Source organism: Tsukamurella spumae (assembly GCF_012396015.1).
Classification (GTDB): Bacteria; Actinomycetota; Actinomycetes; order Mycobacteriales; family Mycobacteriaceae; genus Tsukamurella; species Tsukamurella spumae.
Genome location: NZ_JAAXOQ010000005.1, coordinates 22,583 through 45,263 on the forward strand (window position 1 = coordinate 22,583; position 22,681 = coordinate 45,263).

Genomic DNA, 22,681 nt, shown 5'->3' on the forward strand with positions numbered 1-22,681 from the left:
TTCCGCCCGCGGCGAAACAGCGTCAGTCGCTGAGCATGTCCGTGACGAGGGGGACGACCTTCTCGCCGTAGAGCTCGATCGACCGCATCAGGTCGGCGTGCGTGACGGGTTGGTCGTACTTGAGGTCGAACCGGTCCACGCCGAGCGCGCGGATCGTGGCCGCGATCCGTCGCGCGACCGTCTCAGGAGAGCCGATGTACAGCGAGCCCGTCTCGACCTCCCGCTCGAAGTCGCCGACGGAGGGCGGCGGCCAGCCCCGGTCGCGGACCATCCGCTGCCGCATCGCCATCCAGCCGTCGAAGACGAGGGCACGGGCCTGCTGGTCCGTCTCCGCGACGAGGCCGGGGGAGTGCACCGCGACCGGCTGGTGGGGTACGCCGTACTCGTCCTGGGCCCGCTCGAACAGGTCGACGTAGGCCGTGAACCGGTCCGCGGGGCCGCCGATGATCGCCAGGAAGAGGCCGAGGCCGTAGCGCGCCGTGTGGACGACGGACTCGGGGCTGCCCCCGACGCCCACCCAGCCGCGGATGCCCTCGGCCGTGGTCGGGAACACGCGCTGCTCGTGCAGCGACGCGCGGGTGGTGCCGGACCACGTGACCGGCTCCTCCTTCAGGAGCGCCGCGAGCAGCTCCAGCTTCTCCTCGAAGAGCACCTCGTAGTCCTGCAGGTCGTAACCGAACAGGGGGAAGGACTCGGTGAAGGAGCCGCGCCCGGCGACGATCTCGGCGCGGCCGTTCGACACCGCGTCGAGCGTCGCGAACCGCTCGTACACCCGGACCGGGTCATCGGAGCTGAGCACGGTCACCGTCGAACCGAGGCGGATCGACGTCGTGCGCGAGGCGATCGCCGCGAGCACCATCTCCGGGCTCGACACGGCGAAGTCCTCGCGGTGGTGCTCGCCGACGCCGAAGAAGTCCAGTCCCACGGCATCGGCCGTCGCGGCCTCCTCGCCGAGATCGCGGATCACCTGCGCGTGCGGCAGGGGCTCGCCCTGCGCGTCCTTCGTCACTCCGCCGAACGTGTCCACACCGAACTCGGGAACCTTCATGGAACCCAGCGTACACCAATAATCGGACTGTGGTCCGAATCCGTTCGGGCTGGTCAGACCACCCCGTGCAGCGGAGGCGGCTCCTGATTCAGGGTGAACCGGCCCAGGTGCCACAGCTTGTAGCGCACCGGGTCGTGCAGGGTGTGGGTCCGGGCGTCCCGCCAGTACCGGTCCAAGCCCGTCTCGCCCCCTGCGCTCCGGGTGCCGCCGACCTCGAACAGTGCCGAGGGCACCTCGGTCGCCGCCCGGTCGGCGAGCACCTTCGCCGTCGCGACGGCGAGCGAGGCCTCCGCCGCCGTCTCGGGGCTCGGCGCGGAGAAGGCGCCGTCGACCGCGGCGCCCGCGACGGTGAGCGCGGCCTCCGCGGCGCGGACGGTGACGGTGAGCTCGCCGAAGCGCTGGACCGTGAGCGGATCGTCCTGCGCCCGGTCCACGCCCGCCTCGAACCAGGGGCGCGACCTCGTGCGGACGAAGTCGGCTGCGGCCGCGAGCGCACCGCGGGCGATACCGGCGTCGATGGCGACGTGCAGCAACTGCGCGAACGCCCCGTAGCCGGTGGGCTCGGAGACGACGGGGGAGCGGGTGATGACGGCATCGGGCGGCACCGCCACATCCTGGAACCGCACGGTGCCGCTGCCGGTGGTCCGCTGGCCCAGACCGTTCCAGTCGTCGACGATCGTGATGCCCGGCGTGTCCGCCGGGACGAACGCGATGACTTGCTCCCCGGAATCCGGGTCGCGGGCGAGCACGGCGAGCAGGTGCGCGTAGGGCGAGCCCGTGCAGTAGAACTTCTCCCCGTTCAGACGCGCGCCCTCCGGGGTGCGCGTCAGCGTGGTGGCGACATCGGCCACCGTCGGCCCGCTGCGCTCGGACTGTGCGTTGGCGATCCTGGCACCGTCGAGAACCTGCTCGAAGACCCTGCGCTGCAGCTGTTCCGAACCGGCCAGTCGCAACGCCGTCAGGTACACGTAGTGGCTGTGCGGGATCTGCGCGAGGGAGGCGTCCGCGGTCGCGAGGATGCGGAAGACCTCGGCCACGACCGACGGCGGCAGGTCGGGCCCGCCGAATCGGGTGGGTACCGTCAGCGCGAACAGGCCTGCGTCGGAGAGGCGTTCGACCTCCGCGTGCGGGAGGCGCCGGTCCCGGTCCCGGCCGGCGGCACCGTCGGCCAGGCGGACCGCGAGCTCGCTCGCCGCCCGGACGGCGGCCTCGGCGGAGTCGATCGCGGAGGCGAGAGTCACACCAGTGCCCCGGCGCGGCTCGCCTCGATCTCGCGGACCAGCGGCAGCACCTTCTCGCCGAAGTACTCGATCTCCTCCTGGAAGTGCAGGAAGCCGCCAAGGATGAGGTCCACGCCCAGCTCCTTGTAGGCGACGATCCGCTCCGCGACCTCTTCGGGCGTGCCGATCAGCTGGGTGCGGAAGCCGTCGTTGTACTGCACCAGGTCCTCGAACGACGAGTCCGCCCACATGCCGCGGCCGTCCGCGGTGGACTTGCCGGCCTGCTGCACGGCGTCCCGGAAGCCCTCGACCGCAGGCTTGTTCGCCTTCTCGACGATCTCACGGAGGGTATCGCGCGCCTCCTTCTCCGTGTCGCGGGCGATGATGAAGCCGTTGAGCCCGAACTTGACCTCGCGCTGCGCCTCCCGAGCCACGCGGCGCAGGTCGTCGAGCTGATCGGTGACGCCGTCGAAGTCCTTGCCGTTGGAGAAGTACCAGTCGGCGTACTTGCCCCCGTTGATCCGCGCCGCGGAGGAGTTGCCGCCCTGGAACAGCTCGGGATTCGGGCGCTCGGCGGTGTTGAGCGGCTTGGGCTTGAGGGTGAAATCGCGGATCCGGTAGAAGTCGCCGCCGAAGTCGACGTTGTCCTCCGTCCAGATCTTCCGGATCACGTCGAGGAACTCGGCGCTGCGCCGGTAGCGCTCGTCGTGCTCGAGCCAGGGCTCGCCGAGCGCCTTGAACTCGCCCGCGAACCAGCCCGAGACCACGTTGATCGCGAACCGCCCGTTCGACAGGTGATCGGCGGTGGCGCCGAACTTGGCCAGCACGGCGGGGTGCCACAGCCCGGGATGCACGGCGGCGATCACCTTGAGCTTCTCCGTCGCCCCGAGCAGTGCGAGGCTGAAGGAGGTGGACTCGTGCTGGTACTCGGCGCCGTAGCTGGCCATGTACCGCACCTGCGAGAGCGCGTACTCGAAGCCTACGCGTTCGGCCGTCTGCGCCAGCTTCTTGTTGTACTCGAAGTCCCAGTTCGTGCGCTGCTCGATGTCGCTGGTGACCAGGCCGCCCGAGACATTGGGCACCCAGTAGGCGAACTTGATCCGGTCGGCGATCTTCTCGGTCGTCATCAGTGTGGTCCTTCGGGACTAGGAGGTGGGGGAGAGGTCGGGCAGGAAGGCGCCGCGCACGGGCTCCGACGGTGCGCGCCCGTCGTCGACCAGGCCGCGCGCCGCGAGGCGGGGACGCACGCCCTCGCCGAAGTGGTAGGCCTCCTCCAGGTGCGGGTACCCGGAGAGGATGAAGTGATCGAGGCCGAGGGCGGCGTACTCGGCGATGAGATCGGCGACCTCGTCGTGCGAGCCGACGAGCGCGGTTCCCGCACCACCTCGGACCAGGCCGACGCCGGTCCACAGCCCGGGGTACACCTGCAGCGACCGGGCATCCGCGGCCTCGTCGAACGCGGCTCCGCCGCCGTGCAGTTCACGCATGAGGCGCTGCCCCTCGGACTCGCTCCTCGCGAGGCTCGCCTGCGCGGCGCGGACTGTGGCGGGGTCGAGGTTGCCCAGCAGTCGGTTGGCCTCGGCCCAGGCCTCTTCCGTGGTGTCCCGGGAGATGACGTGCAGGCGGATGCCGTAGGTCAGGCTCCGGCCCTGCGCGGCGGCGAGTCCACGGATCCAGTCGAGCTTCTTGGCGACCTGCGCGGGCGGCTCGCCCCACGTGAGATAGGTGTCCGCGTACCTCGCCGCGACCTCGCCGGCCGCGGGGGAGCTGCCGCCGAAGAAGACCGGCGGCGCCGGGTCGGGGCGGCGGGCGAGCACGGCGCCCTCCGTCGACAGGTGCTTGCCGTGCACGGTGACCGGCGCATCGGACGTCCAGAGCTTGCGGGTGATGTCGAGGAACTCGCCGCAGCGCTCGTACCGCTCGTCCTTGCTGAGGGTGTCGCCGAAGGCGCGCTGCTCGGAGGACTCGCCGCCGGTGACGACGTTGAGCAGGACGCGCCCGCCGGACTGCCACTGCAGGGTGCTGGCCATCTGCGCCGAGAGCAGGGGGCTGACGAGGCCGGGGCGGAGGGCGACCAGGAACTTCAGGTCCCGGGTCGCCTCGGTGAGGAGGGCGGCGGTCAGCCAGGCGTCCTCGCACCACAGTCCTGTCGGGATGAGGACGGCCTCGAACCTGTTCGCCTCGGCGGCGAGCGCCAACTGCTTGAGGTAGTGCAGGTCCGCGGGCCGATCGCCGCTCATCGAGCTGCCGTGTCCGCCGGCCATGAGGTTCCGCGAGTCGCCGTAGGTGGGCAGGAACCAGTGCAGATGCAGGGGATTGACGGCGCTCACGGCTGCCTTTCGATCGGACTCGGCGGGTACGGTTCGCCAGTTCACCACTCTGCGAACAGACGGTGAAGGTTTCGGATCGCGATGCGCGGAACGTGCGTTCCTACTCCCCAGTAGCTACAGTGAGACCAAGTTAGTTAGAGTCCCGTATTGATTGGGGTGTTGCTCATGTCCGTCGAGATCGTCGAGTCGACCGAACCGAACACGGCCACAGGCGCCGCGTCCGGCGCCGGGGGATCGCCCGGTCACCTGGCCGATGTCATTACGTCGGCCTTCACCCGGTTCGCGGACAGCCCCGCGTTCGCGACCCGCGACGGCGGCCCCGACGGTCCGTACCGCACCATCACCTACGGCCGGGTGTGGCAGCGCATCACGGCCCTGCGCACCGCCTGGCACGAGGAACTGCGACCGGGGGACTTCGTGGCCGTCCTCGGCTTCACCAGCCCGGATTTCGTGGTCGTGGACCTCGCCACCACACTGCTCGGCGCGCCCAACGTGCCCCTGCAGGCCGGCGCCCCCGCGGCCCGCATCGCGGCCATCCTCGACGAGACCACGCCCAAGATCCTCGCCGTCAGCGCCGAGCAGCTCCCGCTCGCCCGCGCCGCGATCGCTGAGTCCGGCACTGCCCCGCGCATCGTCGTGTTCGACGGTGCCGTGCCCGGCGAGGCGAATCTCGAGGACGAGATCTCCCGCGGCGCGGCGCTTCCCGTCCCGGAACCCTACCGCGCCGCCGAACCCGACGGCGACCGGGTCGTGACCCTGATCTACACCTCCGGCAGCACCGGAACGCCGAAGGGCGCGATCTACACCGAACATCTCGTCGTGCACTCTTGGCTCAAGATCGAGAGCATCATCGACGACGACATCCCCACCGGCGTGCTCCTGCACTTCCTTCCGATGAGTCACATGTACGGGCGGAACTGGCTGATCGCGGGCCTCGCGGCCGGAGGCGTCGGCTACTTCGCCTCCGCCGCCGACATGTCCAGCCTGTTCGACGACCTCGCCGCGGCACGCCCGACGGCGATCGCCCTCGTCCCGCGCGTCTGCGAGCTGGTGCACCAGCGGTTCCTCGCCCTGGAGGGGGAGACCGACGCCGAGACCGCGCGCACGCATCTGCGGGACGAGGTGCTCGGTGGCAACATCGTGGCCGCGGTCTGCGGCAGCGCCGCACTCTCCGCCGATCTGCAGGCGTTCATGGAGCAACTCCTCGGCGTGAGCATCCAGATCGGGTACGGCTCCACCGAGGCCGGCGGGGTCATCGTCGACGGCGTCGTCGCGCGCCCGCCCGTGATCGACTACAAGCTCATCGACGTGCCCGAGTCGGGTTACCTCACCACGGATCTGCCGCATCCGCGGGGTGAGCTCCTGGTGAAGTCCAGCCAGCTGATCCCCGGCTACTACCGCTCGGACAAACAGGTCCTCGACGGCGACGGCTACTACCACACGGGCGACGTGATGGCGGAGCTCGGACCGGACCGGCTCGAGTACGTCGACCGGCGCAGCAACGTGATCAAACTCGCGCAGGGCGAGTTCGTGCCGATCGCCCGGCTCGAGGCGACCTACGCCGCGAATCCCGCGGTGCACCAGATCTTCCTGCACGGCACCAGTGAGCGCTCGTACCTGCTCGCCGTCGTCGTCCCGGCGCCCGGTCCGGAGGACGAGACCGACGAGCAGGCCCGGGTCCGCGTCCTCGACGCCCTCGCCACCGTCGCCCGCGAGAACGAGCTCGCCGGGTACGAGCTGCCGCGCGACGTGATCATCGAGCGCGAGCCCTTCTCCGCGGAGAACGGGTTGCGCTCGGGCATCGGCAAACTGGTGCGCCCCGCTCTGACCGCCCGCTACGGCGACCGGCTGGCAGCGCGCTACGCCGCCGCCGAGGAACGCCGCCGTGACGGACTCCGGGGACTCGACGCCGACGGTCCGGTCGCCGACACCGTCGTGCGCGCCGCCGCCCTGACCCTCGGCGTGCTCCCCGAGGAGCTCGACGGCGACACGCGGTTCGTCGACCTCGGGGGCGACTCGCTGTCAGCCCTCTCGCTCGCCACCACGCTCGAGGGGCTCTACGACCTGTCGGTGCCGGTGCAGACCATCGTGGGCCCCACCGCCACCCTCGCCGGGGTGGTGGCGCACGTCGAGGCCGCGCGCGCGGGCGCCGTCCGGGCACCCAGCGCCGCATCGATCCACGGCGCCGGTGCGTCGATCGCCCGCGCCGCCGATCTGCGGCTGGATCGGTTCGTCGATGCGGAGCTGCTCGCGGCGGCACCGTCGAAGCCCGCGCCGCACGGGGAGCCGACGACGGTCCTGCTGACCGGCGCGACCGGCTACCTCGGCCGGTTCCTGCTGCTCGAATGGTTGCGCCGAGTGGCGCGCACCGACGGCACCGTCGTCGCCCTGGTGCGCGGCGCCGACGCCGACGACGCCCGGCGGCGGGTGTTCGACGCGATCGGCACCGCCGACCCCGCCCTGACCGCGGAATTCGCGGGCCTCGCCGCGCGGCACTTGGAGGTCGTGCCCGGCGATTTCGGCAGCCCCGCACTGGGCCTCGACGAGGCTACCTGGGAGCGCCTCGCGCACGCCGTCGACCATGTCGTGCACTGCGGCGCGCTCGTCAACCACGTGCTGCCCTACGACCAGTTGTTCGGCCCGAACGTGGTGGCGACCGCCGAGATCGTCCGCCTCGCCGTCACGGAACGGCGCAAGTCGATCGACTACGTCTCGACGGTGGCCGTGGTCCCGCAGGACGACGGCCGCCTGCTCGTCGAGGACGACGATGTCCGCGTGCTCGGCGCCGAGCGCCGGATCGGCGCCGACGACTACGCCAACGGCTACGCCGTGAGCAAGTGGGCCGGCGAGGTGCTGCTGCACGAGGCGGCCGATCTCGCGGGCCTGCCGGTGCGCGTGTTCCGGTCCGACATGATCCTGGCGCACAGCCGGTTCCGCGGCCAGTACAACCCCGTCGACCAGTTCACCCGCCTGCTGCTGAGCATCGCACGGACGGGGCTCGCGCCCCTGTCCTTCTACGAGCCCGACGGTTCCGGACGCAGCCCGCACTACGACGGTCTGCCCGTGGACTTCACCGCGGAATCGATCGTCACCCTCGGATCGGCGGCGCGCGAGGGCTTCCGGACCTTCCACCTGCTCAACGTCAACGACGACGCGGTGAGCCTCGACAGCTTCGTGGACTGGATCGCGCAGGAGCGCACCGTCGAGCGGATCGCGGACTACGACGAGTGGTTCGAGCGGTTCGAGCGCGCGCTGCGGGCGCTGCCCGACGCGGATCGCCAGCGCTCCGTGCTGCCGCTGTTGCACTCGTTCGCCCGGCGCACCCCGGCCGGCGCCGGCGGGGCATTCACGGCGGACCGGTTCCGGGAGGCCGTGCGCGCCGAGAACGTGGGCCCGGGCGACATCCCGCACCTGGACCGCGCGCTCGCCGACCGATACCTGCGCGGCTTCGAGGATGCCGGATGGCTCTCCCTGGACGGTGCCCTCTGACGCCGTTGTCCACAGATGAGGGTATGTAACCTTTTTCCTCCACAGGCCCCGCCGCGACCGCCGTTCGCGGTGGGGCCCGCGGTTCAGACTCGTCGGTGACGGCCGGACACCGCCGGCCGCACGGCAGACGAGGAGGGCGCCATGCCCGGGGTACTTGTTTTCGCAGCAGGCAATGTCACGAACGACCTCACCTACCGGGAGTCCGCCCGCGATCAGCGGCACGACTTCCTGAGCTTCACCATGGCCGCCAACAACGGCTACCTCGACGACAACGGGGAGTGGAAGCAGACCAGCACACTGTGGCTCAACGTCAAGGCCTTCGGGGCGCTGGCGCGCAATGCGCGCGCCGTGATCGCCAAGGGCCGCCCGGTGATCGTGCACGGCGAGCTCAAGCACGAGACCTTCGACGGTGCGGACGGCAACCGGCACAGCTCGCTCGACCTCAAGGCCGACGCGATCGGGCTGAACCTGCGGATGTGCGCCAGCCAGTACGTCGGTAAGGGGGAGCCGTACCGCGAGATGCCACCGCAGGCCGGCGTGGAGGCGCTGGCCGGGGAGCGCGCCGCCGAGACCGGCGAGGGCGGCACGGACGGTGAGGTCGTCGTGGTCGGGGACTTCGAGGGCCGGGGCGCGGGGGATGGCGTCGGGACGGAGCGCGAGCCGGCGGCGGTGGGCGGTGCGCCGGACTTCTGACGGACCGATGACCGGCCGGCTCGACGGTGCTGGCCGCGGTCGATCACGGCCGGTCGATCACGGCCGGAGGCGGGCCCGCCGATCGTGATTCGCGACCGCGACCGGGGCACCGACGGTGTGCACCACGACGCTGCCCAACACCACGAGCACCGCGACCGACAGCGTCAGATCGGCGACCGGCCCGTCCGGCAGCGTGTTGAACGCTATGAGCGCGAACACGATCGTGGAGGTGCCGCGGGGCCGCAGCCAGCCGAGGGCGAGGACCTCCCTGCGGGGCAGACGACTGCCCAGCATCGCGATCCCGGTGGGCAACACGCGGATCACGGTGAGCGCCGCCGCCACGAACACGAGTGTGCGCCAGCCGAACCCGTCGAACAGGCCGACGACGGCCGCTGCGCCGAAGACGAACCACATCGCGGCGGTGAGCAGGAAGCCCACGTCCTCGGTGAGACGCACGTCGTCCCCCGTCCGGGTCTCGCGCCGCAATCGGTAGACGATGCCGCACACGAACGCCGCGACGAAGCCGTTCCCGCCCAGGCCGACCGCGGCGGCGTAGGTGACGAGCGGCGTCGCCGCGAGCGCGAGCCGCCGGCCGCTGTCCGTCGAGAGGCCGCGCCGTTCGGTGTACGTCACGCCCGCCGAGATCGCCCCTCCCAGTGCCGCGCCCACGGCCAGGGCGATCAGCGCCTGCGGTGCGGCGGCGAGCAGGGCGCGTGCGGGGTCGTCGTCGCCGTGCGCGGGGCCCGCCCAGTACAGCGCGAACAGGAAGACCGGCGTCACCAGGCCGTCGGTGTAGCCGGACTCCACCGTGAGCACGTCGCGCACGCGCGGGCTCACGTGCCGGTCCCGCAGCAACGACGGTGCCGAGGCGAAGTCGATGGGCGCGATGACGCACGCGACGAGCACCAGCACCGGCCACCCGAGGTGGGGGAGGAGGAGCCAGCCGATGGCGGCGGCGAGCAGGAGGCTCACCGGGAGGCCGATCAGCAGCGAGCGCAGCACGAGCCGCGGGTGGCGGCCGAGCAGGGAACCCCGGACATGCGTGGCGTCCACGAACAGCAGCACGGCCAGGATGATCTCGGCGGCACGCTGCGCGGCCCCGGTGTTGAGCGCTTCGGCGATCGCGCCGTGGGCACCGATGCCCAGCGCCGCGCCGGCGAGGACCATCACCAGCGGCGCCGAGACGCCCCAGCGGTCCATGCGCCCCGAAAGGAGGCACCATACGACGAAGGCTCCCGCCCCGATCACGATCGCCGGAATCACCCCGAGATCATCCCACCCCGCTCCTCACGACCGCGGTGGCGGCGGCGTGCGGTCGAGTTCATCCGGCGGACATCGAGTGAATCGGTGCCGCAACACGGTTCTCCTACCTTCGACGTCGACAGCACATCGTCCAGGCACCGGAGGTCGAAATGACGCGAGCGCGCACCATCACCGAGTGGGATCCGGAGGACCGGCAGCAGTGGGAGTCGGGCGGTGAGCGGATCGCGAAGCGGAACCTGCTGTGGTCGGTGATCGCCGAACACGTGGGGTTCTCGGTGTGGTCCCTGTGGTCGGTGATGGTCCTCTTCATGCCGCAGGCCGTGTACGGCCTGAGCACCGCGGACAAGTTCCTCATCGGCGCGACGGCCACCCTGGTCGGATCGTGCCTACGGATTCCGTACACCCTTGCGACGGCGCGTTTCGGCGGCCGGAACTGGACGATCTTCAGCGCGTTCGTGCTGGCGGTGCCCGTGGTGGCGACGATGGTGATCCTCGCGAATCCGGGGCAGCCGTTGTGGGTGTACCTGGTGTGCGCGGCGCTGACCGGCTTCGGCGGCGGCAACTTCGCCTCGTCGATGACCAACATCAACGCCTTCTTCCCCCAGCGGCTCAAGGGGTGGGCGCTCGGTCTCAACGCGGGCGGCGGCAATGTCGGCGTGCCGGCCGTGCAGCTCGTGGGCCTCCTGGTCATCGCGACGGTCGGCGACCGCCAGCCCTACTGGGTGTGCGCGGTGTACCTCGTGCTGCTCGCCGGCGCGGGTGTCGGCGCTGCGCTGTTCATGGACAACCTGCAGGTCCCGACCGTCGACACCGCCGCGATGCGGGCCGCGACCCGGGATCGCGACACGTGGATCGTCGCGCTGCTCTACATCGGTACCTTCGGATCGTTCATCGGCTTCTCCTTCGCCTTCGGGCAGGTCCTGCAGGCCACCTTCAAGGCCGGTGGCGAGACCGCCGCGCAGGCCTCGCTGCACGCCGCGCAGATCGCCTTCCTGGGCCCCCTGCTCGGGTCGGTCGCCCGCGTCTACGGTGGCAAGATGGCGGACCGGCTCGGTGGCGGCCGAGTCACTCTCTACGTCTTCGCCGGGATGGTCGCCGCGGGCGGTGTGCTCATCGCGGCGGCGACGACGGCGGGCTCCGGCGCACCATCGGGCGGGGTGCTCGCGGCGTACATCGTCGGCTTCATCGCGCTGTTTCTGCTCAGCGGTCTGGGCAACGGGTCCGTCTACAAGATGATCCCGTCGATCTTCGAGGCGAAGGCCCGCTCGATCGACGCCGACGAGGCCACCCGCACGCACTACTCGCGCGCGATGTCGGGGGCTGTGATCGGCATCGCGGGCGCGATCGGTGGCCTGGGCGGGGTGGGCATCAACCTGGTCCTGCGCTCGTCGTACCAGTCGTACGGCACGGCGACGGTCGCGTTCTGGGTGTTCGGCGTGTTCTACGTGCTGGCCGCCGTGGTCACCTGGACGGTGTACGTGCGTACGCCCGCGCCGCGCGGGCATGGGACCATCGCGGGGACGCATCACGTCGACGCCCTCAGCAGCGCCGACACCCGATGACCACCTGCGTGGAAGGACGGATCTGACGATGACCGAGGCGCCGCAACGCCCCCTCCTCGGATTCACCGTGGCAGTGACGGCCGCGCGCCGCGCCGACGAGCAGACCACCCTGCTCGAGCGGCGCGGCGCAGCCGTGATCGCTGCACCGGCGATCGCCATGGTCCCGCTGTCCGACGACGAGCGGCTCCGCGCCGCGACCGATGAGCTGCTCGAGAGCCCGCCGGACCTGCTGGTCGCGACCACGGGCATCGGTTTCCGCGGCTGGCTGGAGGCGGCCGAGGGATGGGGCGTCGCCGAGCGACTGCTCGCGGCACTCGGGACGGGGCGCGTCATCTCCCGTGGCCCCAAGGCCACGGGTGCCCTCCGTGCCGCGGGCCTGCGGGAGGAGTGGTCGCCGCCGTCGGAGTCCTCCGCCGAGGTCCTCAGTCACCTCAGCGGGACGGACCTCACCGGTCAGCGGGTGGCCGTTCAGTTGCACGGCGCCACCGACGAGTGGGATCCGAATCCCGGTCTCCTCGAAGGCCTGCGGGCGCTGGGCGCCGAGATCGTCCCGGTGCCCGTCTACCGGTGGGAACAGCCCGCCGACCTCACCGGACTGGACCGCGTGGTGGAAGCCATCGCGACCTGCGCCGTCGACGCCGTCACGTTCACCTCCGCGCCCGCCGCCGCGTCGGTCCTCGAGCGCGCGGACGAGCTGGGCCTCGGGACCGCGCTGCGGGGGGCGCTGAACGGCGCCGTGGTGCCGTACTGCGTGGGGCCGGTCACCGCCACGCCGCTCGACCGTTCCGGGATCGCCTCGGTCATGCCGGAGCGGATGCGGCTTGGCGCCCTCGCGCGGCTCGTGGAGCACGACCTCCCCGAACGTCGGCCGGACCTCACCGTCGCGGACCATGCGCTCGGGATCCGTGCGCGCGGCGCGGTCGTCGACGGCGCGGACCGCGAGCTCACCCCCACGTCGATCGTCCTGCTCCGGCTCCTGGCGCGCGAGCCGGGCACCGTCGTCTCCCGGGAGGATCTGCTGGCCGCGCTGGGCGGCGACGACCCGCACGCCGTCGAGGCCGCCGTTGCGCGGTTGCGGGCGGGGCTGGGCCACAAGGAGATCGTCGCCACGGTGGTCAAGCGCGGCTACCGGCTCGCGATCGACGAGGAGCATTGAGATGGGGACCCTCCTCGTGGCGCACGGTACTCGGAGCGAGCACGGCGTGGCGATGATCGGCGACCTCGCCGCCGCCATGGCCGACCGGCTCCGGGAAACCGTGCGGGTGGCGTTCGTGGACGTCCTCGGGCCGACCCCGTGCGAGGTGCTCGCGCAGTACCGCGATGAGCCGACGGTGGTGGTCCCGGCGTTCCTCTCGAGCGGGTACCACGTGCGCCACGACCTCCCGCGGGAGGTCGCCGAGTCCGGTCACCGATCCGTCACCGCCACACCCGCACTCGGCCCCTCGCCCGAGCTGGCGCGCGCCATGCTCGGTCGTCTGCTCGAAGCCGGTTGGCGGCGTGGGGATGCCGTGGTCATGGCCGCCGCCGGCACCCGCGACGTGCAGGCGCAGGGCCAACTGCGGCGCACCGCCGCCGCCCTCTCCGCCCTGACGGGCGCCCGCGTCTCGATCGCCTTCGCCGCCCCGAGCCAGCAGAGCGAGGGCTACCCCTCGGTCCCCGAGGTCGTCTCCCGCCTGCGGTCCGACGGTGCGCGGTCCGTCGCCGTCGCGTCGTACCTCCTGGCGGAGGGGCTGTTCCAGCAGCGCCTGCGCGACTCCGGCGCCGATGTCGTCGCCGCGCCCCTCGGCCTGCACCCGTCCGTCGTGCGCGTCGCCTGCCTGCGCCGCAGCCATGCCGGCATCGCGGTCCCGAGGTCGATGTCGTCCGTCGAGGCGCATCCCTGACGGAGGCCCGCGCCGAGCGAGCCGGCCCTCAGACGATCAGGAACAGCGACAGGCAGCCCGCGCCGATCAGGATCACGAGGAACAGGAGCGCGATCGTGAGCGCGGCCTCGGAGACCTCGAATCGGCTACCGGCGCGCTGCGCGGGCGGATTCGTGGGCCTCGGGCCCGCCGCCGGGGAGGGATCGACGGGTTCAGCGAGGGCCGAGGGCCCCGTCGGTGCTGCGTCGGGGGCCGGCGCGGCACCGGTCTCGGCCGCCCGGATCGGCTCCGCGGGCACTCCGAGGGCGGCTTCGAGTGCCTCCGCGAAGGCGGTCACCGTCGGGAAGCGGAACTCCGGGCCGCGCGCCGTCGCCTGGGCCAGCACACCGTCGACGCGCGGATCGAGATCGGGGCGGGCCCGCCGCACCGTCGCGAAGCCGTACGGGTTCGGCGGGTGGCCGGTGAGAAGGGTGTAGCTGGTGCTGGCCAGGGAGAAGACCTCGGAACGGGCGGTGGGTTCTGCGCCGCCGAGCACCTCGGGCGCCGCGTGCGCGTCGGCGTCCACGGCACTCGGCGCGGCGGCGAGATGCACCGATCCATCGATGCCGATCTGCAGCGCCGCCGGGCTGAGGCGTCCGTAGGGACGGCCCGCGGCGGCGCGCGCATCCAGTTCGGGCGCAGTCGATCCGATCAGGAATCCGACCCGTCCCGCCGGGAGCCGGCCCTGCTCGGGCGGCCGAACCGATGCGTCGCCGTGACTCGACATGGGCCTGACTCCTTCACCTCGTCCGGAGCAGAGACTAGCGTCGATGCGATCACAACGCGACGGCGCCGCGGCGGAAGCCGAACGCCACCTCGGGGGAGTTGGCCACGAACACCGTGCCGTCCAGCGAGATCCTGGTGTCGTACACGGGTATCGACACGTCGGGCGCGTCCAGGCAGCGGCCGTCGAGGAGGCTGAACGCCTGCTTCTTCAGTGGCGAATGCACCACGGGGAAGCCGCCGCGGTCACCGACGATGCCGCGCGAGAGCACCGCGGCCCGCCCGATCGGGTCGATGTTGCCGACCGCGCGGATGCTGTCATCGGCCAGGCGGAACAGCGCGACCTGGGCCCCGTCGGGCAGCAGGACGGCGACGCCGCGCAGTCGCTCGAGGCGGGCGGCGGGACACGCGGCGGTCCAGTCCCGGGTCCACCGGTGCAGGTCGAAGGGAGTGGTACTCACGCGTGGTCCTTTCGCAGGGGCATCGACGGGCTGGCGCCGAGCAGGACGGGCACCTTGCGTCCGTTCTTCTCGCCGAAGTCGACGGTGGGGTCCGGGGCCCCGGGGGCGTTGACGAAGGAGACGAACCGGGCGAGCTTGTCGGGGTCGTCCAGCACGCCCTTCCACTCGCAGCCGTAGCCGTCGACGTGGCGGGCGACCGTGGCCTCGAAGTCGGCGGCCAGCCCCAACGCGTCGTCGATCACGACCTCGCGCAGCCGGTCCATGCCACCGTCGAGGCTCTCGACCCACGGAGCGGTGCGTTGCAGCCGATCGGCGGTGCGGATGTAGTACATCAGGAACCGGTCGACGTAGCGGATCAGCGTCTCGGAGTCGAGATCGCCGGCCAGCAGTTGTGCGTGCTTGGGCGTCATGCCGCCGTTGCCGCCCACGTAGAGGTTCCAGCCGGATTCGGTGGCGATGACGCCGACGTCCTTGCCGCGGGCCTCGGCGCACTCGCGGGCGCAGCCCGACACGCCCATCTTGATCTTGTGCGGGGAGCGCAGTCCGCGGTACCGGAGTTCGAGGTCGATGGCCATCTGCACCGAGTCCTGCTGCCCGTACCGGCACCAGTCGCTGCCCACGCAGCTCTTGACCGTGCGCAGCGACTTGCCGTAGGCCTGGCCCGATTCCATCCCGGCGTCGACCAGTCGCCGCCAGATCAACGGCAGCTGGTCGACCGTCGCGCCGAACATGTCGATCCGCTGTCCGCCGGTGATCTTGGTGTACAGCCCGAAGTCCCGGGCGACCTCGCCGATCACGATGAGCTGCTCGGCGGTCACGTCGCCCCCGGGCATGCGGGGCACCACCGAGTACGTGCCGTTGCGTTGGATGTTGGCGAGGAAGTGGTCGTTGCTGTCCTGCAGCGATGCCTGCTCGCCCTCGAGGATGTGGTCGGAGCTCGTCGAGGCGAGGATCGATGCCACCGTCGGCTTGCACAGGTCGCAGCCGGTGCCGGTGCCGAACCGCTCGATGAGTCCCGAGAAGGTGCGGATCCCGCTCGCCTGGACCAGCTCGAACAGCTCGGCACGGGACTGGGAGAAGTGCTCGCACAGGGACTTCGAGACGGTGACGCCCTCGGACTCCAACAGCTGGGAGAGCAGGGGTACGCAGGATCCGCAGGAGGTACCGGCGTTGGTGCAGCCCTTGAGCTCGGCGACGGTGCACGCACCGTCGGCGATCGCGCCGCACAGCACGCCCTTGGAGACATCGTTGCAGGAACAGATCTGGGCGTCGTCCGGCAGGGAACCGACGCCGATGGCGGGCGCACCGTCGCCGACGGGCGCGATCAGCGAGACGGGGTCGCCCGGCAGCGCCGATCCGACCAACGGCCGCAGCACGCCGTACTGCGAGGCGTCGCCGACGAGCACGCCGCCGAGGAGCGTCGAGGCGTCGTCGGACAGCACGAGTTTGGCGTAGGTGCCGCCGATGGGATCGCTGACCACCACGTCCAACGCACCCGGGGTGGCGCCGTGCGCATCGCCGAAGGACGCGACATCCACCCCGAGCAACTTGAGCTTGGTGGACATGTCGGCGCCCGGGAACAGCGCGTCACCGCCGAGCAGCCGGTCGGCGACCACCTCGGCCGTCGCGTAGCCGGGCCCGACGAGGCCGTAGCAGCGGCCCTCGACCGCGGCCACCTCGCCGATCGCGTGGATCGCCGGATCGGAGGTGACGCAGCCGAGGTCGGTGAGCACGCCGCCGCGCTCGGCCAGGTCGAGGCCCGCGGCGCGCGCCAGCTCGTCGCGGGGGCGGACACCGGCCGCGAACACGACGACCGCCGCGTCGACGACCGACTCGTCCTTGAGCGTGACGGCCAGGCCGTGGTCCGCGGGGCGGATGTCGGCGGTGCCGGAGCTGAGCGTGATGTCGATGCCCAGGGCGCCGATCATCCGCGCCAGGTGTTCGCCACCTCCGGTGTCGACCTGCTGCGGCATCAGGCGCGGATTGACCTCCACGACATGCGGCTTGAGCCCCAGCGAGCGGAGCGCGTTCGCCGCCTCCAGCCCGAGCAGGCCGCCACCGACGACCACGCCGACGGCGTCGGAGCCGCGCTCGAGCGCGGCGTCCGCGTCCGCCCGGATGGCGTCGAGGTCGTCCAGGGTGCGGTAGACGTGGCAGCCGGGGAGGTCGTGGCCGGGCACCGGCGGCACGAAGGCGTAGGACCCCGTGGCCAGAACCAGGGCGTCGTAGGCCACCGATTCTCGGTCCGTGACGACCGTGCGCGTGGCCCGGTCGATGCCGGTCACGCGCTCGCCGACGCGCAGCTCGACCAGGTCGTCGCCGGCGTAGTCGTTGCCCGCGAGCGCGAGCTGCGCGCGGTCCCACACACCCACGTACGCCGACAGTCCGACGCGATCGTAGGCGGCGTCCGCCTCCTCGCCGATGACGACGATGCGCCAGGAGCCCGCGTCGTCCCGCGCCCGCAGCGCCTCGACGAACCGGTGTCCGACCATGCCGTGGCCGATCACGACGACGGTGCGGGGTGCGGTCATGTCCGTCTCCTCTGCGTTGGGAACCCGTTGCCATGAACGGTAAGGAGGCGGTGTTGCCGCGACGTGCCCTCGCGTTGCGGCCCCGTCACGGGATCCTCACGGCGCGCACGGCCCGGAGGTGAGGCGAGGGACCCGCCGGGTCAAGCGAGGCGTTCGACCAGGTCGCCGGTCCGGGCGAGCGGCGGCACCAGCAGGATCGCGCGGTGATCCACCGCGCCTCGGAGGTGTCCGGTCGCCACGGAACCCGGGACGTGCCAGCGTCCGGCGCCGTCCGGCTCCGCGGGCAGCATCCGCCAGCGGGGGTCGGGATTCGGGTCGGCGAGTGAAACGAGGTCCTCCGGCCGGGACACCGCCCCGGTCATCGTCTCGCACACCGGGCGACCGAGTAGTGCGGTGCCGAGGAGCGCCGCCATCGGGTCGCCGCCGAGACCGAGCACGACGGCACCACCGGGCACGGTCGCCACGAGGATCGATCCGCCGGGACGCACGTCGACGCCGTCGACGAGCAGCGTGGCCCCGGCCTCTGCGAGGGCCTCACGCAGCCGGCCCGCCGCGCCGCGGCCCGTGGCACCGATGATCGCCACGACGTCCGCCTCGTCCTGCCGGAGCGCGGCGGCGAAGGCCTCCGGGGTGTCCGCGAGGTGCGGCCCGCGCGCGACGTGCGCGCCGACGCCGGCGAGGAGCGCGGCGACCGGACCGGCGGCGGTCTCGTCCCCGGACGGATGCAGCGCGACTCGTACCGGACCGCGCAGGAGCGTCCTCGCACCGTCGACGGTGGGGCCGGGCCTCGCCGGCAGGACCGGGAGAGCGCGGCGCAGCGTTCGTCGGACGGCCGCCGGGGAGTGGCGCGCGATCCGCAGGTCCTCGGGGGTGTCGACGTCCGTGACCGCGGAGCGCAGACGGGGTGCGTCGGCGCCGACGATCGTTCGGAGCGGTCGCCCGGTGGGATCGCCGACCCCCGCGAGGGCGGAGCGCAGGGCCCGCGCGTCCCATACGGCGAGCAGGTACTGGATGCGCCCGGCGGGGTCCTCCGCGAGGGCGACCGGGGCGCCCGTTCGCGCCCGCAGCGCGGCCAGCGCACCGACGGTGCCGCGGTCCACCTCCGGCAGGTCCGCGGCGAGCACGGCGATCGTCCGCGCGGCCGCGGGAAGGGCGTCGAGCCCGGCGGCCACCGCCGCGAGCGGGCCTGCGCCGCCGGGGCTCTCGCGGGTGAGCAGGACACCGGGTGGAACGGTGCGCGGGGGCCCGACGACTACGACCGCGGCGCCCGCGACCGCATCGAGGGCGGCGTCCAACAGGCGGCGTCCGCCGACGGTCTGCTCCGGCTTGTCCAGCCCGAGGCGGCGGCCCTCGCCACCGGCCACGATAATCGCCGCGTCGATCCGAGCGGCGGGGTCGTCGTGGTCAGTAGACGTCACGCACGTATCTCCGTTCGGCCGAGAGCGCTGCCACGTAGGCGTCCGCGCTGCGCGGCGCCATGTGACCGTGTTCGGCGACGATACCGCGCAGCGCCTCGTCGACGTCGCGGGCCATTCGCGCGGCGTCGCCGCACACGTAGATGTGTGCGCCCCGCCGGATCCAGTCCCACAGTTCGGCCGCGTGTTCGCGCATGCGGTCCTGGACGTAGACCTTCTCCGCGCTGTCGCGGGAGAACGCGGTGTCCAGCCGGGTCAAGCCGCCGGACTCCTGCAGGTCCGCCAGTTCCTCGCGGTAGTAGAAGTCGGTGGCCTCGTGCTGCTCGCCGAAGAACAGCCAGTTCGGCCCGTCGTGGCCGGCCATCGCGCGGTCGTGGAGGAATCCTCGGAACGGCGCGATGCCCGTGCCGGGCCCGATCATCACGGCCGCGACGTGGGGATCCTCCGGCGGGAGGAACGCCCGGGTGCGCTGGACGAAGACGTCGACCTCCGCGCCCGGAGCGAGCGTCGCCAGATGCGAGGAGCACACCCCGGACCGGCGGACGCCCGCGTGCTCGAACCCGACCACGGACACCGTCACCGACACCGATGCGGGATCCTCCCGCGGGCTCGACGAGATCGAGTACAGGCGCGGCGCCAGTGGCCGGAGCAATTCCAGCCAGCGCGCGGGATCGGCCTCGACGGGGTGCGCCGTCAGCAGGTCGGAGAGCTGGCGCCCCCAGGCCCAGTCCGCGAAGTGCGTGGGCTCGTCGATGATCGCCCGCAGATCGTCGGCGTGCGGGGAGTTCTCGGCCACGAAGCGCAGGACCTCGGGCGTGATCTGCGTGAGGTTCTTCTCGGCGAGGCCGTCGGTCTCGGGGTCGACACCCGTGCGGGCGCAGAACTCCTCGACCACGGCGCCCGAGTTCACGGGCCACACGCCGAGCGCGTCGCCGGCGCGGTAGGACAGTGTGCCCTCCGGCACCGCGAAGGTGAAGCGCCGCACGTCCTTCGCGGATCCACGACCGGACAGTGCCTGCGACTCGCGCAGCACGGTGCGGAGCGGGCTGTTCCTCGAATAGGCCGGCGCGGATCCGGTGCCCGCGGGTCCCGCGGATGTGGTGGCGTCGATCGTGGCGTCGGCCGGGTCGAGAGCGGCGGTCACCGTCGCGAGCCAGGCGGCGGCGACGGTGGCGTAGTCGGGATCGCACGACGCGCGGGGCGCGATGCGCTGGGCGCCCAGATGCTCCAGCCGCGCGTCCAGCTTGCGCGCGAAGCCGCAGAAGTCGGCGTAGGAGGGGTCGCCGAAGCCGAGCACCGAGTAGTCGAGGTCGCCGAGGTCGCCGGGTTCGGCCGCCGCCAGCGCGTCCCACATCGCGACGCCGTTGTCGGGGGCCTCGCCGTCGCCGGTGCTGGCCACCAGGAACAGGACCGTGCCGGTCAATCGAGAGGGGGAGATCTGCTCCGCGCCGAGGACCTGCGGCGCCATCCCGGCCTCGGTCAGCGCGGCGGCGCATTCGTCCGCGTATCCCTCGGCGGTACCGGTCTGCGAGGACCACACCAGGGTGATCGTGCGCGCGGCCGCGGGCGTCGACTCCGTGCCGGACGGCGGCGGGAAGGCCGCGGGCGCAGCGTAGACGCCGGCGAGGACCCCTTCGAGCCAGGCCCGCGCGATCGGCCCGAGCGGGGCGGTCGGCGGGACGGGTGGTACGCCGCTCGGCGGTGCGGCGTTCAGCCCGGCCAGCAGGCCACCGAGAAACCCGGACTCCGCCGGGGTCAGCTCGCCGGGGCCGCTCGCGTACGCCCCGAGTGCCGCGGAGATCGGGGATCCCGTGGAGACGGCGGGGGTTCCGTCGGCGACGGAGGTGGGGGATTCCATGGGGACGGGGGTCAGTGCGACGGCGCTGACCTTGAACTCCGGTTGCAGGGACTCGGGGTCGACGGCGTCGTTGGTGATCGCGTTCACGGCGCTCTCCTCTCCGAACGTGTCGTTGAAGTGCATGGGGGCGAAGCAGACTCCGGGTCGGACGCCGTCGTCGACCTGCACCGGCAGCGTCGCACCGCCGCGTCGACTCGACACCCGTACCCGCGATCCCGTGCCGACGCCGAGGCGCTCGGCGTCGACGGGGTGCACCTGGAGAAACGGGCCGGGGTTGAGTTTGTTGAGCTTGGCCACCTTGCCGGTCTTGGTCATCGTGTGCCACTGGTGCGCGAGGCGGCCGGTGGTGAGGATCAGGGGGTACTCGTCGTCCGGCAGCTCCGCCGGGGGCAGGTACGGCCGGGGGAGGAACTGCGCCCGGCCCGACGGGGTGGCGAACCGCAGCCCCCGATCGGGGTCCAGGTAGCGGATCGGGTTGCGGTCGTCGCAGCCGGGCGCGGCGGGCCACTGCACCGGGCCGCGCTCGAGTCGCGCGTGGTCGACACCGCGCAGGTCCCACCCCGTGTGGGGATTGTGGAACCGCTTGAGCTCCTCGAACACGGCTGCCGCATCGGGGAAGTCGAAGGCGTCGCCGTAGCCGAGTTCGGCGGCGACGAGGCAGATGAGCTTCCAGTCCGGTAGCGCGTCGCCGGGCGGCGCCGTCACCTCGGCCGTGCGGGTGAGGTTGCGCTCGGAGTTGATCATCACGCCGGAGGTCTCGGCCCAATGGGCAGCGGGCAGAACGATATCGGCGTACCGGGCGCTTTCGCTCCCGGTGAAGGCCTCCTGCACGATCACCAGCTCCGCGGTCTTGAACGCGTCGATCACGGTGGAGCGGTTGGCCATCGACGCCACGGGGTTGGTGCAGATCACCCACGCGGCCTTGACCGAGCCGTCGGCCATCTGCCGGTACATATCGACGGTGCCCTGCCCGACCTCGGTGCGGATGGACTCGGCCGGCAGCCCCCATGCCTGCTCGGCGAACGCCCGGTCACCGTCGACGAGCACGCTCCGCTGGCCGGGCAGGCCGGGGCCCATGTAGCCCATCTCGCGGCCGCCCATGGCGTTCGGCTGGCCGGTGAGCGAGAACGGGCCGGAGCCGGTGCGGCAGATCGCGCCGGTGGCGAGGTGCAGGTTGCACAGCGCAATGGTGTTCCAGGTGCCGTGGATCGACTGGTTCAGGCCCATGGTCCACAGGCTGGTCCAGTTCTCGGCCCCGCCGAGCAGCTCGGCGACCCGGGTGACGTCGGCCGGGTCGAGGCCGGTGATCTCGGCGACGCGGTCGAGGGGGTAGTCCTCGAGGAACGAGGGCATCGCCTCCCAGCCCTCGGTGTGCGCATCGATGAAGCCCTCGTCGATGTGGCCCCGCTCGACCAGCAACGCGAGGAGACCGTTGAGCAGCGCGAGATCGGTACCCGGCCGGATCGGCAGATGCAGGTCTGCCTTCGCCGCCGTGGCGGTGCGCCTGGGGTCGACCACGATCAGTTTCGCGCCGGCCCTGACCCGATCCATGAGCCGCAGGAACAGGATCGGGTGGCAGTCGGCCATGTTGGCGCCCATCACTAGGAACACGTCCGCGTGGTCGAGGTCGTCGTAACTGCCGGGCGGGCCGTCCGCGCCGAGCGACTGCTTGTAGCCGGTTCCCGCGCTGGCCATGCACAGCCGCGAGTTCGACTCGATCCACCGCGTGCGCAGGTAGCCCTTGGCGAGCTTCGTCGCCAGGTACTGGGCCTCCAGCGTCATCTGTCCGCTCACGTACAGCGCGATGGCGTCCGGACCGTGCTCGTCGCGGATCCGGCGCAGGCGCCGCCCGGTGGCCGCGATCGCGTCCTGCAGTTCGACGGTGCCGCGCGCCGCCTCCCGGTTCTCGCGCAGCTCGGCCCGGGTCTGCCGGCCGCCCGCCGTGAGCAGGTCGACGGTGGTGCTGCCCTTGGTGCACAGCCGCCCCCGGTTCGCGGGGTGGTCCTTCGTACCGAAGGACCTCGTCACGGCGCCGTCCGCGACCTGCAGCGTGAGCCCGCAGCCCACCCCGCAGTACCCGCACACAGTCTCGACGTCCATGCCGCCACGGTGCCCGCGCGGTGTTTCCGGGGTCGCGCCGGCTTGTTACGCGCGTGTCACCGGGTTCGCGTTCGAGGGGGGCGACGG

The 22,681-nt window shown here is 72.1% G+C and carries 15 protein-coding genes; 5 read left to right on the forward strand and 10 right to left on the reverse strand.

From position 1 onward, the window contains the following. Positions 1-22: 22 nt before the first annotated feature. From HF999_RS05005 to HF999_RS05020, 4 genes are read right to left on the reverse strand one after another with little or no spacing between them, the layout of a single operon-like run. The gene (locus tag HF999_RS05005; RefSeq protein WP_168544811.1) at positions 23-1,048 is read right to left on the reverse strand and encodes an Atu2307/SP_0267 family LLM class monooxygenase; all 1,026 of its coding nucleotides are present in this window, start codon (positions 1,046-1,048) and stop codon (positions 23-25) included. 53 nt (positions 1,049-1,101) lie between these two features. Continuing rightward, on the reverse strand, positions 1,102-2,289 hold the full coding sequence (locus HF999_RS05010; protein WP_168544812.1) for an SfnB family sulfur acquisition oxidoreductase: 1,188 nt from the start codon (positions 2,287-2,289) through the stop codon (positions 1,102-1,104). Then, a complete protein-coding gene (sfnG, locus tag HF999_RS05015) occupies positions 2,286-3,395 on the reverse strand; it encodes a dimethylsulfone monooxygenase SfnG (protein ID WP_168544813.1) in 1,110 nt (369 codons plus the stop codon). The genes HF999_RS05010 and sfnG overlap by 4 nt, the downstream gene beginning before the upstream one ends. Positions 3,396-3,413: 18 nt before the next feature. Continuing rightward, positions 3,414-4,532 (reverse strand): LLM class flavin-dependent oxidoreductase, encoded by a 1,119-nt coding sequence (locus tag HF999_RS05020; RefSeq protein ID WP_246207300.1) that lies wholly within the window; start codon positions 4,530-4,532, stop codon positions 3,414-3,416. A 231-nt stretch (positions 4,533-4,763) separates the two neighbouring features. On the opposite strand from HF999_RS05020, the gene car reads away from it, so the two are divergent. Together car and HF999_RS05030 are read left to right on the forward strand one after the other, a co-directional pair. Beyond that, positions 4,764-8,087, forward strand: coding sequence for a carboxylic acid reductase (gene car, locus HF999_RS05025; RefSeq protein WP_168544814.1), 3,324 nt, complete (start codon positions 4,764-4,766; stop codon positions 8,085-8,087). Between the two features lie 141 nt (positions 8,088-8,228). Beyond that, a complete protein-coding gene (locus tag HF999_RS05030; protein ID WP_168544815.1) occupies positions 8,229-8,780 on the forward strand; it encodes a single-stranded DNA-binding protein in 552 nt (183 codons plus the stop codon). 57 nt (positions 8,781-8,837) lie between these two features. Here HF999_RS05030 and HF999_RS05035 read toward each other — a convergent pair whose 3' ends face one another. Next, on the reverse strand, positions 8,838-10,043 hold the full coding sequence (locus HF999_RS05035) for a cation:proton antiporter (RefSeq protein WP_168544816.1): 1,206 nt from the start codon (positions 10,041-10,043) through the stop codon (positions 8,838-8,840). 149 nt (positions 10,044-10,192) lie between these two features. On the opposite strand from HF999_RS05035, the gene HF999_RS05040 reads away from it, so the two are divergent. The 3 genes from HF999_RS05040 to HF999_RS05050 are packed head-to-tail and all read left to right on the forward strand — an operon-like array spanning position 10,193 to position 13,488. Next, positions 10,193-11,605: a nitrate/nitrite transporter gene (locus tag HF999_RS05040; RefSeq protein WP_168544817.1), complete on the forward strand. Its 1,413-nt coding sequence runs from the start codon at positions 10,193-10,195 to the stop codon at positions 11,603-11,605. 28 nt (positions 11,606-11,633) lie between these two features. Continuing rightward, positions 11,634-12,761 (forward strand): uroporphyrinogen-III synthase, encoded by a 1,128-nt coding sequence (locus tag HF999_RS05045; protein ID WP_168544818.1) that lies wholly within the window; start codon positions 11,634-11,636, stop codon positions 12,759-12,761. Between the two features lies 1 nt (position 12,762). Continuing rightward, the gene (locus HF999_RS05050; protein WP_168544819.1) at positions 12,763-13,488 is read left to right on the forward strand and encodes a sirohydrochlorin chelatase; all 726 of its coding nucleotides are present in this window, start codon (positions 12,763-12,765) and stop codon (positions 13,486-13,488) included. Between the two features lie 28 nt (positions 13,489-13,516). Here HF999_RS05050 and HF999_RS05055 read toward each other — a convergent pair whose 3' ends face one another. The 5 genes from HF999_RS05055 to HF999_RS05075 form a co-directional block, all read right to left on the reverse strand. Beyond that, positions 13,517-14,233 carry a protein kinase family protein gene (locus HF999_RS05055; protein ID WP_168544820.1) on the reverse strand — a complete coding sequence of 239 codons (717 nt, stop codon included), beginning with the start codon at positions 14,231-14,233 and terminating at the stop codon, positions 13,517-13,519. 49 nt (positions 14,234-14,282) lie between these two features. After that, positions 14,283-14,690 (reverse strand): nitrite reductase small subunit NirD, encoded by a 408-nt coding sequence (gene nirD / locus HF999_RS05060; protein ID WP_168544821.1) that lies wholly within the window; start codon positions 14,688-14,690, stop codon positions 14,283-14,285. Next, a complete protein-coding gene (gene nirB, locus HF999_RS05065; protein ID WP_168544822.1) occupies positions 14,687-17,221 on the reverse strand; it encodes a nitrite reductase large subunit NirB in 2,535 nt (844 codons plus the stop codon). The genes nirD and nirB overlap by 4 nt, the downstream gene beginning before the upstream one ends. 140 nt (positions 17,222-17,361) lie before the next feature. After that, a complete protein-coding gene (locus HF999_RS05070; RefSeq protein ID WP_168544823.1) occupies positions 17,362-18,639 on the reverse strand; it encodes an NTP transferase domain-containing protein in 1,278 nt (425 codons plus the stop codon). After that, positions 18,626-22,594, reverse strand: a complete 3,969-nt coding sequence (locus HF999_RS05075) for a bifunctional nitrate reductase/sulfite reductase flavoprotein subunit alpha (RefSeq protein ID WP_168544824.1) — start codon at positions 22,592-22,594, stop codon at positions 18,626-18,628. The genes HF999_RS05070 and HF999_RS05075 overlap by 14 nt, the downstream gene beginning before the upstream one ends. Between the last annotated feature and the right edge of the window lie 87 nt (positions 22,595-22,681).

Bases quoted from the DNA above. Each gene is read 5' to 3' on its own strand.
- HF999_RS05005 (WP_168544811.1), bottom strand. From the start codon at position 1,048: ATGAAGGTTCCCGAGTTCGGTGTGGACACGTTCGGCGGAGTGACGAAG.
- sfnG (WP_168544813.1), bottom strand. From the start codon at position 3,395: ATGACGACCGAGAAGATCGCCGACCGGATCAAGTTCGCCTACTGGGTG.
- HF999_RS05020 (WP_246207300.1), bottom strand. From the start codon at position 4,532: ATGGCCGGCGGACACGGCAGCTCGATGAGCGGCGATCGGCCCGCGGAC.
- car (WP_168544814.1), top strand. From the start codon at position 4,764: ATGTCCGTCGAGATCGTCGAGTCGACCGAACCGAACACGGCCACAGGC.
- HF999_RS05030 (WP_168544815.1), top strand. From the start codon at position 8,229: ATGCCCGGGGTACTTGTTTTCGCAGCAGGCAATGTCACGAACGACCTC.
- HF999_RS05040 (WP_168544817.1), top strand. From the start codon at position 10,193: ATGACGCGAGCGCGCACCATCACCGAGTGGGATCCGGAGGACCGGCAG.
- HF999_RS05045 (WP_168544818.1), top strand. From the start codon at position 11,634: ATGACCGAGGCGCCGCAACGCCCCCTCCTCGGATTCACCGTGGCAGTG.
- HF999_RS05050 (WP_168544819.1), top strand. From the start codon at position 12,763: ATGGGGACCCTCCTCGTGGCGCACGGTACTCGGAGCGAGCACGGCGTG.
- HF999_RS05055 (WP_168544820.1), bottom strand. From the start codon at position 14,233: ATGTCGAGTCACGGCGACGCATCGGTTCGGCCGCCCGAGCAGGGCCGG.
- nirB (WP_168544822.1), bottom strand. From the start codon at position 17,221: ATGACCGCACCCCGCACCGTCGTCGTGATCGGCCACGGCATGGTCGGA.
- HF999_RS05075 (WP_168544824.1), bottom strand. From the start codon at position 22,594: ATGGACGTCGAGACTGTGTGCGGGTACTGCGGGGTGGGCTGCGGGCTC.